Source organism: Janthinobacterium sp. J1-1 (assembly GCF_030944405.1).
Taxonomy (GTDB): Bacteria; Pseudomonadota; Gammaproteobacteria; order Burkholderiales; family Burkholderiaceae_D; genus Janthinobacterium.
In genome coordinates, this window is sequence record NZ_CP132339.1 from 2,788,421 (window position 1) to 2,807,478 (window position 19,058).

Genomic DNA, 19,058 nt, shown 5'->3' on the forward strand with positions numbered 1-19,058 from the left:
CCAGAATCAGAAAAGAACATACCAATGACCATACAAATCAGCATCTACGTGCTAGGCCTGTTGATCGTCCTCGCACTGCTGTTTGACTTCATGAACGGCTTCCACGATGCCGCCAACGCGATCGCCACGGTGGTCTCGACGGGTGTATTGAAACCGCAGACCGCGGTTGCCATGGCCGCCACCTTCAACTTTGTCGCCATTTTCGTGTTTCACCAGCTGACCGTGGCCGCCACAGTGGGCAAGGGCACCATCGACCCGGCGGTGATCGATCAGTACGTGATCTTCGGCGCACTGATGGGCGCCATCTTCTGGAACCTTTTTACCTGGTATTACGGGATTCCATCGTCGTCCTCGCACGCCCTGATCGGCGGCCTGGTCGGCGCCGCCGTCGCCAAGTCCGGTACCGGCGCGCTGGTCGCGGCGGGCCTGTGGAAAACCGTCGCCTTTATCGTCATCGCCCCGGTGCTGGGCTTTGTGTTCGGCTCGATCATGATGCTGATCGTGTCGTGGATTTTCGTGCGCTCGACGCCGCGCAAGGTCGACAAATGGTTCCGCCGCCTGCAACTGGTCTCGGCCGCCGCCTACAGCCTGGGCCACGGCGGCAATGACGCGCAAAAAACCATCGGCATCATCTGGATGCTGCTGATCGCCGCAGGTTACTCCAGCGCGGCCGACGCCATGCCGCCGATGTGGGTCATCATCTCGTGCTACACGGCGATCAGCTTCGGCACCCTGTTCGGTGGCTGGCGCATCGTCAAGACCATGGGCCAGAAGATCACCAAGCTGAAACCGGTGGGCGGCTTCTGCGCCGAAACCGGTGGCGCCATCACCCTGTTCGTCTCGACCGCGCTGGGCATCCCGGTGTCGACCACGCACACCATCACCGGCGCCATCGTCGGCGTCGGTTCGTCGCAAAAAATGTCGGCCGTGCGCTGGGGCGTGGCGGGCAATATCGTCTGGGCCTGGATCTTCACGATTCCGGCATCGGCCTTTGTTGCCGCAGTGGCCTGGTGGATCGGCCACCACATCATGTGATGAAGTACCTTCACGATTGAAAAGGGAGCCGTCCAGGCTCCCTTTTTTTATTGGCCGATCTGCGCCTGTTTGCCTCGCCGGCGCGCATACCCCATGCACAGCAGCACCAACAGCACCAGGAACACGATGGGGGCGGCGCCCATCACGGCAAATACGGCGCCGTAGCCGCAAGCGCCTTCGGAATGGCCGCCAAACCAGGAACACGGCATCAGTTCGAGCGCCATAAAGGCGAGCAGGGCGGTCGCCAGCGCAGAGAGCAGGGCCAGGCCGGCAATGGTCAGCAGGTTTTTCATGGGGGAGCGCCAAATGAAACAGGCGCCGCGGCGCCTGTCTGGTGGTCAGGACTTACTGGCCGCGTGGACCCTTGTCGCCACCCTGGTGCGGTTTCAGGCCGTCATTCTGGCGGATCGCCCCCTTGTCCTGCTCGGCCTGCTGGCGGCTTTTGTTCGCTTCATGCTGGGCTTGCTGATCTTCGCGCTGCTGCTGTTCGCGCGCTTTTTCGCTTTGCTGGGTCATGACGGTCTCCTTGAATAAACAGGCATTCATCATGGCCCACTGGCGCCGGCCTGACCGTTCGTTACCCAACATACACAGACCTTACGCCAGCGCCACCGTCATGCCCTCGGCCGCCAGGAAGACCTGCAGCGGTCCCAGCCGCCCCGCAAAGCGCGCCATCACGTCGGCAAACACGGCTTCCAGCTGATCGTCGCTGCGGCCCGGTTCGTGGTGGGTGCAATACAGCCGTTTGGCGCCGCAGCGCAGGGCCAGTTCGAACGCGCCGTCGAAGGTGCCGTGGCCCCAGCCGCGTTTGTTCGCGTATTCCTCGCGCGTGTACGAGCAGTCCATGATCAAGGCGTCGACGCCGGCAATCGCCTTGTCGATGGCGCCCTGGCGCTGGGCGATGACGGCTTCGCAGGCGGCGTGCTCGGGCGTGCCGCTGGCGTATGGATTGGCAAACGGTTCATGGTCGCCGCTGAAAAACAGCGAGGCGCCGCCGGACTCGATGCGGTAGCCCAGGTTGATCACCGGGTGGTTCATTTCGGCGTTCGTCACCACCGCGTCGGCCACTGCCACGCGTTCGCCGACGGCCAGGGTGCGGTAGTCGATCTCGGCCGCCATGGCCGCTTCGCTGACGGGAAAATAATTGTTCTGCAGCTGCGTGGCCATCACGTGCTCGATACCATTGCCGGCCGCATCCGCCGCGCCATACAGGCGCACGCGGCTGCCGCGGATGAAGAGTGGCGCGAACATCGGCAGGCCATGGATATGGTCCCAGTGGCTGTGGGTGATCAGGATGTGCGCCGTCGCCGGTCCTGGCGGCAGTGCGCCGGCCAGGGCGAAGAGGCCGCTGCCGCCATCGAGTACCAGCAGGGCATCGCCGGCCGTGCGCACTTCGATGCAGGTCGTGTTGCCGCCGTAGCGCACCGTGTGCGGGCCGGGCGAGGGGATCGAACCGCGCACGCCCCTGAAGGTGAATTTCATCGCTGCCTTGTTATACTGTAACGATTGTTGATTCTATTCTAATTGTCGTGCACGAAACGGCATTTTTTAATAGTTGTTGTGTTTCGGAAATCTATTTTCAGTTGTTGCCTTTTTGTAATGTACAGCCGGCAGCCGGCAACGTTACACTGGCGGTTGTTGCCACTTCCCCAGTCCTCCACCATGCTCCAGCTGCACCCCGAGCAAATTGCCCAGCGGCTCGACCAGCTGACTGAACTGAGCGTCGAACTGGGCCGTGGCGCGGCGGCAGGCATGCTGCACGGCGGCGATATCACGCCCCTGCTCGAACGCATCGTGCTGGTCGCCAAGGACATGACGGGCGCCGATGGCGGCACCTTGTACCGCCCCAGCGCCGATGGCCGCAGCCTGGAATTTCATATCAGTATCAATGACAGCCTGGGGCTGCGCCAGGGCGCCAGCGCCGGCGTGGCGGTCGGCGTGCCGGGCGTGGCGCTGTGGCAGGAAGACGGCGCACCCAATCTGGCGTCGGTGGCGGCGTATGCCGCGCACCGCCGGGTGTCGGTCAATATCGACGATGTGTACCAGTCGGGCGAATTCAATTTCTCGGGCATGCGCGCCTTTGACGGCCATTATGGCTACCGTTCCAGGTCGTTCCTGACGGTACCGATGAGCGACCATGAAGGCGAGCTGATCGGCGTGCTGCAACTGATCAACGCCCAGGACCGCGAGACCGGCGCGGTGCAGGCGTTTTCCGCCACCGACCAGCGCTTTATCGAGGCCCTGGCGGCGCAGGCGGCCGTGGCGCTGACCAATCAATTGCTGCTGCGCCAGCTGGAACAGTTGCTGGAATCCCTGGTCAACCTGATCAATATCGGCATCGATGAAAAGTCGCCCTACACGGGCCGGCACTGCCAGTTCGTGCCCGAGCTGACCATGATGCTGGCCGACGCCGTGCACGCCACCACGCACGGCCCGATGGCAGGTTTCCAGTTGAGCGAGAACGAACGCAAGCAGCTGTGGCTGGCAGGCCTGCTGCACGACTGCGGCAAGATCACCACCCCGGTGCACGTGGTCGACAAGGCCACCAAGCTGGAAACCATCCATGACCGCATCCACCTGGTCGACACGCGCTTCGAAGTGCTGCTGCGCGACGCGGAAATTGCCGCGTTAAAAGCGCAACTGGCGTCACCGGCACAGGCTGGCGAGATCGCGCTGGCCCTGCGCGAACAGCAAATCTTGCTGCGCGAGGAGCGCGACTTTTTACGTCACGCCAATATCGGCGGCGAAGGCATGTCACCGGCGGACCAGGAGCGGGTGCGCGCAATCGCGGCGCGGCGCTGGACCGGCCCCGACGGGGTCGAGCGCGATTTCCTCGACGCCAATGAGCTGGAAAACCTGACGATTCGTTTCGGCACACTGACCGATGCCGAGCGCAAGATCATCAACAACCATATTTCGGTATCGATCCGCATGCTCGAAGCATTGCCCTGGCCCAAGCATTTGCAGAAGGTGCCGGAATACGCGGGCGGCCACCATGAACGCATGGACGGCAAGGGGTATCCGCGTGGCCTCACGCGCGAGCAGATGTCGGTGCCGGCGCGGCTGATGGCGATCGCCGATATCTTCGAGGCGCTGACGGCGCGCGACCGGCCCTATAAAAAGGGCAAGTCGCTGTCCGAGTCGCTGCGCATCCTGGGCCACTTCAGCCTGAACGGCCATATCGATCCCGACCTGTTCGACGTGTTTATCCGCAGCAAGGTGTACCTGGCGTTTGCCCGGCAGCATATGCATCCCGAACAGATCGACGCCGTCGACGAGGCGGCCATTCCCGGTTACGTGCCTTGATGCGCTGGTTTGCGGCACTGAAAAAGCATGGCGCGCGGCTGCTGCTGGGCGCATTGTTGACGGTGCTGGCCGCCTGCGCCAGCATCGGCCTGTTCGGCGTCGATACCCTGGGCCGGCTGGACGCCATGCTGGGCGACATGCGCATGCGCGTCGAAGCCCCGCAGCTCGACACGCGCATCGTGATCGTCGATATCGATGAAAAAAGCCTGAACCAGATCGGCCGTTTTCCCTGGGGGCGCGACGTGCAGGCGCGCTTGGTGAGGCAACTGACGGGCCACTATGGCGTGGCCGCGGTCGGCTTCGATATCTCGTTTCCCGAGCCCGACACCAGTTCCGGCTATGGCGTGCTGGCCGACCTGGCCAAGGGCCAACTGGCCGGCGTGCCCGGCCTGCGCAGCCAGCTCGAACGCCTCAAACCACAGATGGACTACGACGCTTTGTTTGCCGAGGCCATGCGCGGTCAGCCGGTGGTGCTGGGCTACAGCGTGTCGGACAGGCAAAAGAAAGGCGTGCTGCCCAAGCCTGCTTTTACGGTGAGCGACCTGAACGGGCGCACGGTGACGGCGTTTACGGCGCCCGGCTACGAGGCCAACCTGGCTCAGCTGCAACAGGCGGCGCAAGGGGCCGGCATCCTCACGGCCCTGACCGACAGCGACGGCGTGCTGCGCTCGTCGACCCTGCTGCAGCGCATCGGCGACGCGTACTATCCGTCGCTGTCGCTGGCCACGGCCAGCGTGTACCTGAAGGCGCGCGCGATCGCACCGGTGTTCGGCCAGACCGCCGACAACTTGTCCGAGGCCGAGCGCGAGCATGGCGGCCTGGACCACATCGCCGTGTTTACGCCACGCGGACGCCTCGATATCCCGGTCGGCGAAGCCTTGACCACCACCATCCAGTTTCGCGGCAATGGCGGCCCCGACGGCGGCGCCTTCCGCTATGTGTCGGCCGCCGACGTGCTGATGGGGGCGGTGCCGACCGAAGTGCTGCACGGCGCCATCGTGCTGGTGGGCACCACCGCCGCCGGCCTGAACGATATCCGCGCCACGCCCGTCAATGCCGAGTTTCCCGGTGTGGAAGTCCACGCCAACCTGATCAAATCCATCCTCGACGGCCATTTCAAGTCGCGTCCCGACTATGCGCTGGCGATCGAGTTCGGCCAGGTGGTGCTGGTGGGATTGCTGCTGGGCTGCGCGCTGGCGCTGGCCACGCCGGCGGCAGCCGTATTGCTGGCAGGCAGCACGCTGGCCGGCGCACTGGGCCTGAACTGGTGGCTGTACCACGGCTTCGACGCGGCGCTCGATATTGCCGTGCTGCTGCTCCTGGTCGCGGCGCTGTTCGTCGCCAATCTGGCCTGGGGGTATTTTTTCGAAGTGCGCAAGGGCAGGGCGCTGGTGTCGCGCTTCGGCCAGTACGTGGCGCCGGAACTGGTGGCGCAGATGGCCGACAATCCCGACCGCTACAGCATGGATGGCGAAAGCCGCGAGCTGACGGTGCTGTTTGCCGACGTGCGCGGCTTTACCGCCATTTCGGAACAGATGACGCCGCAGGAGCTGCGGGAATACATCAACCTCTACCTGACCGCCATGTCGGAAGACATCCGCGACAGCCACGGCGGCACCCTGGACAAATATATCGGCGACGCCGTGATGGCGTTCTGGGGCGCGCCGGTGGCGTTTTCCGATCATGCCAGCCGGGCCGTGGCCAGTGCCCTGCTGATGCAGCGCAGCGCAGCGCGCCTGAACACGGACTTCCAGGCGCGTGGCTGGCCGGCGCTGCAGATCGGCATCGGCATCAATAGCGGCCTGATGCATGTGGGCGACATGGGCTCGCGCATCCGCCGCGCGTATACCGTGATGGGCGACGCCGTCAACCTGGGCGCGCGCCTGGAAGGCATTACCAAGGTGTACGGCGTGGGGATTGCCGTGAGCGAATTCACGCGTGCGCAGGCGCCGCAATTTGCCTACCGCGAACTGGACCGCGTGCGGGTAAAAGGCAAGACGGAACCGGTGGCCATCTACGAGCCGCGTGGCTTGCTGGGCGAGGCCGATGCGGTTGAACTGGCGCTGCTGGCGCGCTGGTCGCGCCTGCTGGAATTGTTGCGCGCACGCGACTGGGATGGCGCTGGGGCAATCTTGCTGGAACTGCCAGATGATGGCTTGCGCCGGCTGTACGCCGAGCGCCTGCGCCAGTATCGCGCCACGCCGCCCGGAGCGGACTGGGATGGCGTCACCAGCTTCGAGACAAAATAACCATCGCTAGCACAGAAATATCTGACTGAGAATCAGAATCCGTCTAAACTTTGCCTTCAATCAATTGATGGTCCAGACACGCCTGGCTGGCCATGCAACCACAAGAACTCTCACACATGAATTATCGTCTGGTGCGCCTGCTTGCAGGTTCCGCGCTGTTGTTCTGCGCGGCATGCGCAAACGCCCAAACCCCGGCCGCCGACAGTGCCGTTCCTCTGTTCGATATCGCCCGCTACGAGGTCAGCGGCGACACCTTGCTGGGGCCGCAACTGGTGCAATCGCTGGTGGCGCCGTTCGCCGGCCGGCAGCGCGATTTTGGCGCCATCCAGCAAGCCGTCGAGGCGCTGGAAAACGCCTACCGCGCGCGTGGCTACACCATGGTGCTGGTGGCTTTGCCGGAGCAGGAACTCGATCATGGCGCCGTGCGCCTGGAGGTCATGCAGACGCAGGTCGGCAAGGTGGCCATTACCGGCAACCAGCATGTCGACCAGGCCAATGTGCGGCGAGCCTTGCCGGCCCTGGTCGAAGGGCAGACGCCGAACATGCCGGCGCTGGGGCAAAGTTTGAAGCTGGCCAATGAAAATCCGGCGCGCAAGATGGAAGTCAAGCTGGCCACCGGCGAGGTCGACGGCACGGTCGACGCCAGCATCGCGGTGGCGGACGAACGTGCCTGGAAAGCCACGCTCAACCTCGACAATACCGGCAGCAAGGACTCCGGCAAGACGCACGCCGGCGTGGTGCTGCAGCATGCCAATCTGTGGGGCCGCGATCACGTGGTCAGCCTGCAATACACCACCTCGCTCGAGCACGCCAACCAGGTCGGCGTGTACGGCCTCGGCTACCATGTGCCGCTGTATGCGCTGGGCGATTCGCTGGACTTTTTTGCCAGCTATTCGAACGTCGATTCGGGCAGCGTCGCGGCCGGCATTGTCGACCTGGCCGTCAGCGGCCGCGGCACCACCGCCGGCGCGCGCTACAACCAGAACTTCGGCAAGCGCGACAACTACGAACCCAAGCTGGTGTACGGCCTGGACTTCAAGGCCTACCGCAACAGCCTGCAGTTCTTCGGCATGGAGCTGGGCACCGACGTGACGGTGCACCCCGTCAGCATTGCGTATATCGGCGCCTGGAGCTTGCCGCGCGGCGAGGCCAGCGTGGGCCTGACCCTGACGCGCAATATTCCCGGCGGCAAGAATGGCAGCCAGCAGGATTTTACCCTGGCGCGCCTGGGGGCCAAGGCCGGCTACAGCACGTTGCGCTTGAGCGGCAACTATAGCCAGGTGCTGGACGGCGACTGGCAATGGCGCGCGCTGTTCAACGGCCAGTACACGCCCGATGCGCTGGTGCCGGGCGAGCAGTTCGGCGTCGGCGGCGCGGCCACCGTGCGCGGCTTCCTGGAGCGCGAAGTGGCGAACGATAGCGGCGCCAACCTGAACCTGGAACTGTACACGCCGAACTGGTGCGGCGACGGCGGCTACCAGTGCCGCGCGCTGGCGTTTTATGACACGGCCTGGGTGCGCCGCAATCACGCCTTGCCCGGCGAAATCGACAGCATGGCGATCGGCTCGACCGGCCTGGGCCTGCGCATCCTGCTGAACCGCTACGCCAACCTGCAGTTGGACTATGCGCATGTGGTCAACGCCGGCCAGTCGGGGCGCCGCGACGCCAACCGCCTGCATTTCAGAGTTGCGCTGTCGTACTGAGCATCAAGGATAACCACATCATGAGCAAACAAAAACAATTGCGCACCGTGCCTGCCGGCGGCCCCTTCGAGCCGCCGCTGCGCCGCACCGCGCTGGCCTTGCTGATCGCCGCCTGCTTCAATGCGGCCCACGCCAATCCGGTCTTGCCGCAAGTGGTGCATGGCCAGGCCACGTTCAACCAGCAGGGCAATCTGTTTACGATCACGAACACGCCCAACACCATCATCAACTGGCAGAGTTTTTCCGTCAACCAGGGCGAAATCACGCGCTTTGTCCAGCAAAACGCCGGCAGCAGCGTACTGAACCGCATCACCGGACAAGACCCCAGCAAGATCCTCGGTTCCTTGCAATCGAACGGCAAGGTCTTTCTGATCAATCCGAACGGCGTGCTGTTCGGCCGTGATGCGCGGGTCGACGTGGCGGGCCTGGTGGCGTCCAGCCTGGCGCTGTCGAACCAGGATTTCCTGGCCGGCAAGATGAACTTCAATGCCGGCGACACGGCCGGCGCCGTTATTAACCAGGGAGCCATCAACGCCGTCAGCGGCGGGCAGATTCTGCTGATCGCGCCGAACGTGGAAAACAGCGGCATCATCACCGCGCCCAACGGCGACGTGCTGCTGGCCGCCGGCCACAGCGTGCAGCTGGCCGACGCCGCCAACCCGGACCTGCGCGTGGTGCTGTCGGCCCCCGCGGACCAGGCCATCAATGTGGGGCAGATCGTGGCCCAGGGCGGGCGCATCGGCATGGCCGGCGCGCTGCTGAACCAGCGCGGCGTGCTCAATGCCAACAGCGCGGTGCTCGGCGAGAACGGCAAGATCGTGCTGAAAGCGACCGGCAAGGCGCTGCTGGAAAACGGCAGCGTCACCACCGCGAGCAACACGGCGGGCAAGGGCGGCGAGGTCACGGTGCTGGGCGAGCAGGTCGGCGTGCTGGGCAATGCCCAGGTCGACGCCAGCGGCGCCCTTGGGGGCGGCACGGTGCTGCTGGGTGGCGACTACCAAGGCAAGAATGCTGCCATTCCCAATGCGCGCCAGGTGGCGGTGGACAGCGGCGCCAGCATCAAGGCCGATGCGATCGTCAACGGCGATGGCGGCAAGGTCATCGTCTGGGGCAATGAAACGGCGCGCGTGTACGGCAGTATTTCGGCGCGTGGCGGCGCCGCGTCCGGCAACGGTGGCCTGGTGGAAACCTCGGGCCACTACCTGGACGTCGATGGCATCCGCATCGATACCGGCGCGTCGCGTGGCAAGCGCGGTAACTGGTTGCTCGACCCCTACGATATCGATGTGGTGTCCAGTTCCAGTGGCCAGCTGGAGAACTTCGACCAGTTTGCCGATGGGCCAGCCACTGGCAGCTCGACCATTGGCGCCGGCACCATTTCGTCGGCACAGACTAATGTAACCCTGCAGGCCACGCACCGCATCACGTTTACCAGCGCGATTAATATCGTCAAGTCGGGCGTTGGACTGACGGCCCTGGCCGGCGAGTCCATCGTCGTCAATGCGGCGATCAGCGCGCAGGGTGGCAATATTACGCTGTCGGCCAACGATGCTACCAGCGGCAGCGCCTATGGCCTCGGCTCCGATGTGATCCTGCACGCACCCATCAACACCTATGGCGGCGCGGCTTACCTGTCGGGCGCGAGCATTACCAGCAATGGTTCGGGCTGGGTCAATGTCGGTAATGGCAACCTGACCTTGCGCGCCAGTGACGCGCTTGGTGGCATCAATCTGGGAGGCGGCGGCGACCAGTTGCTTGGCAGCGGCGCCTATGGCCAGTTGGTAACTTTGCAGGCCGATAACATCAGCTTTGGTGGCAGGCTCGTTTTTGGTGGCGCCACCGGCTATGCCGAAGTGATCGCCAAGCCGCTGACCGATGGGCGCCAGGTGTCCGTGGGAAGCAAACCCGGCAATGGCCTGGGCCTGACAAATACCGAGCTGAACCAGATTTCCGCCAATACCGTCACCATCGGTAGCGCGACGGCGGGCAACCTGACCGTCAGTGCGCCGGTCGACCTGGTCAATCTGGCCGAGACCGAAGGTGTGCGCAGCCTGAACCTGCAAACCGGCGGCAACCTGACCGTGTCGAACATGGTGGCCCTGCGCCAGGACGGCAGCAACCTGCGTGCCACGGCCGGCGGCGCCTTGAGCGTGAATACCGGCGGCGGCTTGTACGCGGGCGGCACGGTCAGCCTGGTGGCCGACAACATGACGCTGGGCGGCGCCGCGCAATCGATCTCGACCGCATCGAACGGCACGGTCAACCTGCGGCGCCGCAGCAATGACGGCAGCATCGAAGTGGGCACTAGCGCCGCCGACAGCGGTACCAGCCTGGGCCTGAGCACGGCCGAACTGGGCACCATTGCTGCGCCGACGATTGCGATTGGCAGCAGCGAGTTTTCCGGTACACTCGATGTAAAGGGCGGGCTCGACCTGACAGGCCTGACGACCCTCAATACGCTGGCCTTGAACAGTGGCGGCGGCATCAACCTGAACAGTGCGCTGGCGGTGGCCAAGGACCTGACCCTGTCGGGCGGCTCCATCAATGCCACTGGCGCCGTCAACGTGGGCGGCAACTTCCTGCTCGATCGTGGCAACTGGGAACAGAACGCCGCCAGCCTGCCCGCTTTCTTTGCCAACGGCTTCAGCATTGGCAACGCCACCTTTTTGCGCGCCACCGGCGGCGACGGCAGCGTGGCGGCGCCGTATCAGATTGCCGATGTGTACGGCCTGCAAGGCGTCGGCAAACAGATCAACAACAAGAATTATCTGCTGGCGGGCGATATCGACGCCAGCGGCACCGCCAGCTGGAACGGGGGCGCCGGCTTCACGCCGCTGTTCGGCGGCGACGAATATGCGTACACCGGCATCTTTGACGGCGGCAATCACGGCATCCAGGGCCTGGTCATCAATGGCAGCGCCAATTCATCCTATTTTGGCAGCGGCCTGTTTGCCAGGTTGCAGGGTGGCACCATCCGCAACCTGGCCATGCTGGGCGGCAGCGTCACCGGCGGCAACAATGTCGGTGCGTTGGTGGGCAACAACAGCGAAGGCACGCTCAGCAATGTGAGCAGCAGCATGGCCGTCAGCGGCAACACCAATGTCGGTGGCCTGGTGGGGGCCAATGGCGGGACGATCAGCAATGCCACCGCCACTGGCAATGTGACGGGCCTGGCCGGCGGCATGGGCAACGGCAGTGTCAGCGGTTCATCGATTGGCGGCCTGGTCGGTTCCAACAATAGCGACGGCAGCATCAGCGTGGCGCGCGCCAGTGGCGCCGTCACCGGCCCAGGCGAAAAGATCGGTGGCCTGGTCGGCAATAATGACGGCGCCATTTCGCAGGCCTACGCCACCGGTGGCGTGGGCGGCGGCGCGAATGTCGGCGGCCTGGTCGGACGCAACGGCGGCACCATCGCCGATGCCTATGCCGCCGGCGCCATCGGCCTGGCCAGCAATAGCGACCAGACGCTCACGCGCGAGAACGTGGGTGGCGTGATCGGCTGGAGCGTGGCGGGCAGCAGCGCCAGCCGCCTGTATTTTTCCGGCACGGTATCGGGCAATGGCGTCAACTCCGGTACCTTGGGCGCCGTGGTGGGCCGCGCCGATCCTGGCGCAGGCGTGGGGCCGGCCTTCTTCAACTACGAAACCGCCGGTACTTATTTTGACCAGGGCGGCTCCACCGGGCGCAGTACGGCCGACATGAACAAGCAAAGCAGCTTCGGCGGCTTCAATTTCGGCGAGAACGCCGTCTGGCGCATCTACGACGGCTATACCACGCCGATGCTGAAGGCCTTTTTGACGCCGCTCCAGGTCACCGCCAGCGGCGCGGCCAGCCGGGTCTATGACGGCCAGGTGGCCGGCGTTGACACGCTCGGCTATGTCGGCCTGCTCAATGGCGATCTTGGCGCCAGCGGCACCGCCAGCTACGGCAACGCCCTCAATGTCGGCAACTACGCGCTGGGCGGCTTGTGGTCGACCAAGTACGACATCAGCTATGCCGGCACCACCACGCTGGCCATCACGCCGCGCGCCCTGAGCGTGATCCTGGGTGGCAGCAAGGTGTATGACAGCCAGCTGGGGTTTGCCAACGCGACCTTAAGCTTGGGTAACACGGTTAGTGGCGACACCCTGGGCGTGACCGGCAGCGCGCAATTTGTCGACAAGAATGCCGGCACCGCCAAGGCCGTCAATCTCAGCGGCCTGGCCTTGAGCGGCAATGAACTGGGCAATTACAGCCTGGCCGAAACGGCCAGCGGCACGGCCGAGATCAGCCGCGCCAGCCTCAGCCTGGCCAGCGTGAGCGCCGCCAGCAAAGTCTACGATGGCAGTACCGGCGCCAGCCTCAGCGCGACCTTCGAAGGCGTGTTCGGCACCGACCAGGTCCAGCTGTCGGGCGCCTCGGCCAATTTCGTCGACAAGAACGTGGGCGCCGGCAAGGACGTCAACTACAGCGTGGCAGGCGGCAACCTGGGCGGCAGCGACGCGGGCAATTATGTGCTCAATACCAGCACAGGCAAGACCAGCGCCGGCATCACGGCGCGCACGCTCGATCTCGGCTTTACCGGCGTCAACAAGACTTACGATGGCGGCGTGGCGGCGGCCGTGACGCTCACCGATAACCGCGTGGCCGGCGACGTGCTGACGGCAACGGCCACCGGCGCATTTGCCGACAAGAACGCGGGTGCTGGCAAGACCGTGACGGTACAGAACGCCAGCCTGTCCGGTACCGACGCGGCCAACTATACGCTAGGCAATACCGGTGGCACGGCCACGGCCGATATCGCGCAGCGCGCCCTGAACCTGGCGTTTGCCGGTGTCAACAAGGTGTATGACGGCGGCACGACTGCCGTCGTGACAGTCACCGATAACCGTGTGACCGGCGACTTGCTGACGGCAACGGCCAGCGGCGCATTTGCCGACAAGAATGCTGGCGCCAACAAAGCCGTGACGGTGCAGAATGCCAGCTTGTCCGGTACCGATGCAGCCAACTATACGCTGGGCAATACCGGTGGCACCGCCACGGCCGATATCACGCAGCGCACCCTGAACCTGGCGTTTGCCGGTGTCAACAAGGTATATGACGGCAGCACGACTGCTGCCGTGACGGTTACCGATAATCGTGTGACCGGTGATCTGCTGACAGCGTCCGCAACCGGCGCGTTTGCCGACAAGAACGCGGGTGCTGGCAAGACGGTGACGGTACAGAACGCCAGCTTGTCCGGTACCGACGCGGCTAACTATACGCTGGGCAATACCGGTGGCACGGCCACGGCCGATATCACGCAGCGCACTTTGAACCTGGCGTTTGCCGGTGTCAATAAAGTGTATGACGGCGGCACGACTGCTGCCGTGACTGTCACTGATAATCGCGTGACCGGTGACGTGCTGACAGCGTCCGCAACCGGCGCGTTTGCCGACAAGAACGCGGGTGCTGGCAAGACGGTGACGGTGCAGAACGCCAGCTTGTCCGGTCTTGACGCGGCTAACTATACGCTGGGCAATACCGGTGGCACGGCCACGGCAGATATCACGCAGCGCGCTTTGAACCTGGCGTTTGCCGGTGTTAACAAGGTATATGACGGCGCTACCAATGCTGCCGTGACCGTCACCGATAATCGCGTGACCGGTGATGTGCTGACAGCGTCGGCAACAGGCACGTTTGCCGACAAGAACGCGGGTGCTGGCAAGACGGTGACGGTGCAGAGCGCCAGCCTGTCTGGTACCGACGCGGCCAATTATGCGCTGGGCAATACCGGTGGCACGGCCACGGCCGATATCGCGCAGCGCACCCTGAACCTGGCGTTTGCCGGTGTCAACAAGGTATATGACGGCGGCACGACTGCTGCCGTGACGGTTACCGATAATCGTGTGACCGGTGATCTGCTGACAGCGTCGGCCACCGGCACATTTGCCGACAAGAACGCGGGCGCTGGCAAGACGGTGACGGTGCAGAATGCCAGCCTGTCCGGTCTTGACGCGGCCAACTATGTGCTGGCCAAGACGGACGGTACGGCGACGGCGGCCATCACGCCGCGTGTGCTGACGGCCACTGTAAGCGGCAGCAAGGTCTACGATGGTGGCCTGAATCTGGACGGCGCCAGTTTTGTCCTGGCGAACGTGGTTGCCGGCGAGTCGCTCGCCGCCAGCCTGGGCGCTGGTGGCAGCGTGAAGTTTGACGACAAGAATGCTGGAACTGGCAAACCCGTCAATGCCACCGGCATCAGCCTGGCGGGCAATGAACTGGGTAACTACACGCTGGCGACCACCGCCAGCGGCCTGGCCGATATCACGCCACGGACCCTGACGGCCAGTGTCGGCGGCAGCAAGGTCTACGATGGCAAGCTGAGCTTGAATGGCGCCAGCTTCACGCTGGGCAATGCAGTGGCGGGCGATACGGTCAATGCCAGCGGCAGCGTGGAGTTCACGGACAAGAATGCCGGCAGCGGCAAGAGCGTCAAGGCGACTGGCGTGTCGCTGGCCGGCAGCGACAAGGGTAATTACACGGTGGCCGATACCGCCACCGGCACGGCCGAGATCAGCCGCGCCAGCCTGGCATTGGCCACGGCCAGCGCGGCAGGCAAGGTGTACGACGGCACTGTGGCGGCCAGTCTGAGCGGCACGTTTGACGGTCTGTTCGGCGACGACCAGGTACAGCTGTCGAATGCGGCCGCCAGTTTCGTCGACAAGAATGTGGGAACGCGCAAGATCGTCGACTACAGCGTCACTGGCAGCAATCTCGCCGGCCGTGACGCGGGGAACTATATTCTCGGCGACAGCAAAGGCAGCGCCAGTGCCGATATTACGGCGCGCGCGCTCAATCTGGGCTTTGCCGGTGTCAACAAAACCTATGATGGCGGCACGGCGGCCTCAGTGACCATCACCGATGATCGCATCGGCAACGACGTGCTGACAGCCACAGCCACTGGGACGTTTGATGGCAAGAATGCGGGCACGGGGAAAACCGTCACGGTAAAGGATGCCAGCCTGTCCGGCGCGGATGCGGCCAACTACACGCTGGCCAATGTCGGCGCCGAGGTCAAGGCCGATATCACCCAGCGCGAATTGAACCTGGACTTTGCCGGTGTCAACAAGATTTACGATGGCGGCAAGGGCGCTGCCGTGGCGATCAGCGACGACCGTATCGCGAACGACGTGCTGACGGCGACCGCAATTGCTGCGTTTGCCGACAAAAATGCGGGCGCCGACAAGGCCGTGACGGTCCAGAACGCGAGCCTTTCCGGTGCCGATGCCGCCAACTATGTATTGAAATCAACCACCGGCGTGACCAGCGCCGCCATTACCCAGCGCGAACTGGCGCTGGGCTTTGCGGCAGCCGGCAAGACCTATGATGGCAGTACCGCCGCCACAGTCGCCGTGACCGACAACCGCGTGGCCGGCGATGTGCTGACGGCAACGGCGACCGGCGCGTTTGCCGACAAAAATGCGGGTGCCAACAAGGCCGTGACGGTGCAGAACACCAGCCTGTCCGGTACCGATGCCGCCAACTATATATTGAAATCAACCACCGGCGCGGCCAGCGCCGCCATTACCCAGCGCGAACTGGCGCTGGGCTTTGCGGCAGCCGGCAAGACCTATGATGGCAGTACCGCCGCCACAGTCGCCGTGACCGACAACCGCGTGGCCGGCGATGTGCTGACGGCAACGGCCAGCGGCGCGTTTGCCGACAAGAACGCTGGCGTCAACAAGTCGGTGACGGTGCAAAATGCCAGCTTGTCCGGTACCGACGCAGCCAACTATGTATTGAGCTCGACCACCGGCGCCTCCAGCGCCACGATCACGCAACGCGAGTTGGCATTGAGCTTTGCGGCAGCCGGCAAGACCTACGACGGCAGCACCGCCGCCACGGTCGCCGTGACCGACAACCGCGTCGCTGGCGACGTGCTGACGGCAACGGCCAGCGGTGTGTTTGCCGACAAGAACGCCGGCGCCAACAAGGCCGTGACGGTGCAGAACGCCAGCCTGTCCGGTGTCGATGCCGCCAACTATGTATTGAACTCGACCACCGGCGCCACCAGCGCGACCATTACCCAGCGCGAACTGGCGCTGGGCTTTGCGGTAGCCGGCAAGACGTATGACGGCAATACCGCCGCCACAGTTGGCATCACCGACAACCGTATTGCCGGTGATGTGCTGACGGCAACGGCCAGCGGTGCATTTGCCGACAAGAATGCTGGCGCCAACAAGACCGTGGCGGTCCAGAACGCGAGCCTGTCCGGTGCCGATGCCGCCAACTATGTACTCACCTCGACCACCGGCGCCACCAGCGCCACGATAACCCAGCGCGAACTGGCGCTGGGCATCACTGCCGCAGGCAAGACCTATGACGGCAATACCGCCGCCACCGTCGCCATCACTGACAACCGTGTCGCCGGCGATGTGCTGACGGCAACGGCCAGCGGCGCGTTTGCCGACAAGAATGCGGGCGCCAACAAGGTCGTGACGGTCCAGAACGCCAGCTTGTCCGGTACCGATGCCGCCAACTATGTACTGGCCTCGACCACCGGCGCGACCAGCGCCAGCATCGCGCAACGCGCGTTGGCATTGAGCTTTGCCGCAGCAGGCAAGATCTATGACGGCAGCACCGCTGCCACCGTCGCCATCACTGACAACCGTGTCGCCGGCGATATGCTGACGGCCACGGCAACCGGCGCGTTTGCCGACAAGAACGCTGGCAACAACAAGGTCGTGACGGTGCAGAACGCCAGCCTGTCCGGTGTCGATGCCGCCAACTATGTATTGAACTCGACCACCGGCGTGTCCAGCGCCACCATTACCCAGCGCGAACTGGCCTTGGGCTTTGCGGCGGCGGGCAAGACCTACGACGGCAATACCGCCGCCACGGTCGCCGTGACCGACAACCGTATTGCCGGTGACGCATTGAACGTGTCGGCCAGCGGCGCGTTTGCCGACAAGAACGCCGGCAATAACAAAGTCGTGATGGTGCAGAACGCCAGCCTGTCAGGCGCTGATTCTGGCAACTACACGCTGGCCACGACCGGCGGCACGACCACCGCCGCCATCGCGCAGCGCGCCTTGACCCTGGGCTATACGGGTATCGACAAGGTGTATGACGGCGTGACCGGCGCGCAGGTGGCGATCAGCGATAACCGCATCGCCGGTGACGTCCTGACGGCCTCGGCCAGCGCGGCGTTTGCCGACAAGAATGCGGGCAGCGGCAAGGCCGTGGCGGTGCAGGGCGCGACCCTGTCCGGTACGGACGCCGGCAATTACCGGCTCGCCGCCACCGGCGGCGCCACCAGCGCCAGCATTGCGCGGGCGGCGTTGACCTTGGCCAGCGTCAGCGCCAGCGACAAGGTGTATGACGGCACGCAAGTGGCCAGTGTCAGCGGCACCGTGGCGGGCGTGATCGGCCAGGATACGGTCAGCCTGGCGGGCGGCAGCGGCACCTTTGCCGACCGCAACTTCGGCACCGGTAAAACCGTGGCGGTGAGCGGCTTCCAGTTGGCAGGTAGCGATGCCGGCAATTACGCCTTGACATCGAACAGCGGCGTGGCCCAGGCCAGCATTGCGCAGCGCGCCCTGTCGACCTGGATTGGCGCGGCCGGCGGCTTGTGGAGCGACGCCGCCAACTGGGAAGGCGGCGTGGCACCTAGCGGCGCCAATGTGCTGGCGGCCGATTTCGCGGCCAGCACCGGCAACGTGGTCTACACGGCGGCGGCCGGCGATACCGTGCTCGACAGCTTGACCTCGCGCGGCGGCCTGAACCTTTCCGGCGGCAGCCTGTCGGTCAATAACGTGTTGACGGTGGCCAACTATGCGCAAAGCGGCGGACTGCTGGGCGGCCTCGGCAACGTGACGGTCGGCAACAGCTTCAGCCAGAGCGCGGGCGCCATCAATATCGGCGGCAACCTGGCCGTGACCCAGGCCGCCGGCGACCTGCGTTTCGCGGCACTGACCGCCAATGCCATCAGCCTGAACGCTGGCGCAGGCGCCATCAGCCAGAGCGGCGCCGTGGTTGCCCGCAGCCTGGCCACGCAATCGCAAACCGGCACCGTGCTGAACGACGCCGGCAACCGTGTCAAGACCTTCAGTGCGAGCAACAGCGGCGCCGGCGGCATTGCGCTGACCAATACCAGTGCGCCTGACGTGCTGGTGCTGGGTAGCTTGTCTACCGGCGCGGGCGATGTGCGCATCGAAAGCACGGGTGGCATCGAGAGCCATGCGATCAATGCCAACAGCGGCAATGTGACCCTGATCGCGCACAGCCCTGTCAATGTGCAGGGCGTCGTCCAAGGCAACGACGTCACCGTCGATGCCAGCACGGACGTGGCCTTCGGCGACGGCGCGCGCGTCAATGCGGCGCGCGCCATCGCGGTCACGGCCGGTACCGGCGTCACCTTTGCCGGCGCCGCCACACTCGATGTGCAGGCGACGGGCGGCATCAACGTGCTGGCGAAAAACGGTGACCTGACCGCCGCCGAGACGGTCCGCATCAACAGCCGCGGCGCGCCCGTGTCGCTGCTGGCGCCGAATGGTCGCGTGACGGTGCCGGCTTCGGTGCTGGTGGCCGGGCCTGTCACCACGCCAGTGTTGCCGCCTGCGGTGATCGTGACCACAAACAACTACGTGCCGGCGATCAGCGAGCAATACAACCCGCTCAACCAGCTCAATACGCCCAACAATGTCACGTCGCCGCTGCTGGCAAGCGCCGCACCGACAGTATCGACGAAGGAAACCAAAGATGATCTGCAGAACAGCATCAAAAAGACCTTTTGCAACTAGGC

The 19,058-nt window shown here is 64.6% G+C and carries 8 protein-coding genes; 5 read left to right on the forward strand and 3 right to left on the reverse strand.

The window, feature by feature from the left end; translation table 11 throughout:
• The first annotated feature begins 24 nt into the window (after window positions 1-24).
• Complete coding sequence (locus Q8L25_RS12670) at window positions 25-1,035, forward strand: inorganic phosphate transporter (RefSeq protein ID WP_308925159.1); 1,011 nt, start codon at window positions 25-27, stop codon at window positions 1,033-1,035.
• 47 nt (window positions 1,036-1,082) lie between these two features.
• Here the strand turns inward: Q8L25_RS12670 and Q8L25_RS12675 are convergent, their stop codons facing one another.
• From Q8L25_RS12675 to Q8L25_RS12685, 3 genes are all read right to left on the reverse strand, one after another.
• Window positions 1,083-1,328 carry a hypothetical protein gene (locus Q8L25_RS12675; RefSeq protein WP_308925160.1) on the reverse strand — a complete coding sequence of 82 codons (246 nt, stop codon included), beginning with the start codon at window positions 1,326-1,328 and terminating at the stop codon, window positions 1,083-1,085.
• A 52-nt stretch (window positions 1,329-1,380) separates the two neighbouring features.
• Window positions 1,381-1,551, reverse strand: a complete 171-nt coding sequence (locus Q8L25_RS12680; protein ID WP_165829518.1) for a hypothetical protein — start codon at window positions 1,549-1,551, stop codon at window positions 1,381-1,383.
• An 81-nt stretch (window positions 1,552-1,632) separates the two neighbouring features.
• Window positions 1,633-2,517 (reverse strand): MBL fold metallo-hydrolase, encoded by an 885-nt coding sequence (locus tag Q8L25_RS12685; protein ID WP_308925161.1) that lies wholly within the window; start codon window positions 2,515-2,517, stop codon window positions 1,633-1,635.
• A 180-nt stretch (window positions 2,518-2,697) separates the two neighbouring features.
• Here Q8L25_RS12685 and Q8L25_RS12690 point away from each other — a divergent pair, with 180 nt between their 5' ends.
• From Q8L25_RS12690 to Q8L25_RS12705, 4 genes are all read left to right on the forward strand, one after another.
• Window positions 2,698-4,341, forward strand: coding sequence for an HD domain-containing phosphohydrolase (locus Q8L25_RS12690; RefSeq protein WP_308925162.1), 1,644 nt, complete (start codon window positions 2,698-2,700; stop codon window positions 4,339-4,341).
• The gene (locus Q8L25_RS12695; RefSeq protein ID WP_308925163.1) at window positions 4,341-6,590 is read left to right on the forward strand and encodes an adenylate/guanylate cyclase domain-containing protein; all 2,250 of its coding nucleotides are present in this window, start codon (window positions 4,341-4,343) and stop codon (window positions 6,588-6,590) included. The genes Q8L25_RS12690 and Q8L25_RS12695 overlap by 1 nt, the downstream gene beginning before the upstream one ends.
• 116 nt (window positions 6,591-6,706) lie before the next feature.
• Window positions 6,707-8,293 carry a ShlB/FhaC/HecB family hemolysin secretion/activation protein gene (locus Q8L25_RS12700; RefSeq protein ID WP_308925164.1) on the forward strand — a complete coding sequence of 529 codons (1,587 nt, stop codon included), beginning with the start codon at window positions 6,707-6,709 and terminating at the stop codon, window positions 8,291-8,293.
• A 20-nt stretch (window positions 8,294-8,313) separates the two neighbouring features.
• On the forward strand, window positions 8,314-19,056 hold the full coding sequence (locus Q8L25_RS12705; RefSeq protein WP_308925165.1) for a YDG domain-containing protein: 10,743 nt from the start codon (window positions 8,314-8,316) through the stop codon (window positions 19,054-19,056).
• Window positions 19,057-19,058: the final 2 nt, after the last annotated feature.

Bases quoted from the DNA above. Each gene is read 5' to 3' on its own strand.
- Q8L25_RS12690 (WP_308925162.1), top strand. From the start codon at position 2,698: ATGCTCCAGCTGCACCCCGAGCAAATTGCCCAGCGGCTCGACCAGCTG.
- Q8L25_RS12685 (WP_308925161.1), bottom strand. From the start codon at position 2,517: ATGAAATTCACCTTCAGGGGCGTGCGCGGTTCGATCCCCTCGCCCGGC.
- Q8L25_RS12700 (WP_308925164.1), top strand. From the start codon at position 6,707: ATGAATTATCGTCTGGTGCGCCTGCTTGCAGGTTCCGCGCTGTTGTTC.
- Q8L25_RS12670 (WP_308925159.1), top strand. From the start codon at position 25: ATGACCATACAAATCAGCATCTACGTGCTAGGCCTGTTGATCGTCCTC.
- Q8L25_RS12695 (WP_308925163.1), top strand. From the start codon at position 4,341: ATGCGCTGGTTTGCGGCACTGAAAAAGCATGGCGCGCGGCTGCTGCTG.
- Q8L25_RS12705 (WP_308925165.1), top strand. From the start codon at position 8,314: ATGAGCAAACAAAAACAATTGCGCACCGTGCCTGCCGGCGGCCCCTTC.
- Q8L25_RS12680 (WP_165829518.1), bottom strand. From the start codon at position 1,551: ATGACCCAGCAAAGCGAAAAAGCGCGCGAACAGCAGCAGCGCGAAGAT.
- Q8L25_RS12675 (WP_308925160.1), bottom strand. From the start codon at position 1,328: ATGAAAAACCTGCTGACCATTGCCGGCCTGGCCCTGCTCTCTGCGCTG.